Source organism: Microbacterium sp. 69-10, assembly GCF_001897945.1.
In the GTDB taxonomy this organism is placed as follows: domain Bacteria; phylum Actinomycetota; class Actinomycetes; order Actinomycetales; family Microbacteriaceae; genus Microbacterium.
In genome coordinates this window covers 93,195-93,778 of the sequence record NZ_MKRT01000023.1, presented here as the reverse complement: position 1 = coordinate 93,778, position 584 = coordinate 93,195, and the positions used below count along the sequence as shown (strand labels likewise).

The 584-nt window shown below is 65.8% G+C and carries 1 pseudogene; it reads right to left on the bottom strand.

What is annotated here, in order from left to right:
- A pseudogene (locus BGN97_RS10625) lies at window positions 1-486 on the bottom strand (site-specific DNA-methyltransferase); the annotation flags it as partial.
- Between the last annotated feature and the right edge of the window lie 98 nt (window positions 487-584).

The following is a 584-nucleotide window of genomic DNA, read 5'->3' as shown; positions in this document are numbered from 1 at the left end:
GAAGAGCTCCGCCTCAATGCGGTCGGAGCCGTCGGATGCCGGTCGGATCTGGACGTCGGGCTCGCCGAAGACCGTGAAGAGGTTGCCAGCGCCGGTTTTCTTCAGCGCATCGCCCATCAGGAGCTCGGCGTTCATCCGGACGAACAGCACCTTAAGCCGACCGAGCTTGCGCTCGCCGGACACGCTCGCGAATCCATCGTCGTTACTGTCGATGTCCACCTCGTCGACCTCTGTGACTTCGGTGACGTTCGGCTCGAACGAGAACCCGAGCACGCAGAGCAGATCGACATCCTTGTCGGCGAGGGCTTCCTTGGCGGCGTCCCTCACGAAGCGCGGACTGACAGTGCCGTACTCAGGGCCGATCGCGATGGCGATCTTGCCCAGGGTCCCCTCCCGGGCCGCTGAGGTGCTCGAAGCGTCATCCGCACCCGCCGCGGCACGCTCGCCGATTGCCTGCACGTGGGTGCCGGCGTGCTCGTCGAGCATCGTGAACTCGATGCGCTCCTGGCGTCGGCCGTTCTGGATGCCTGCGCTGCGCAGGTTTCCGAGGATCGTCTGCGTGTAGTCGGCGCCCATCGCATCGG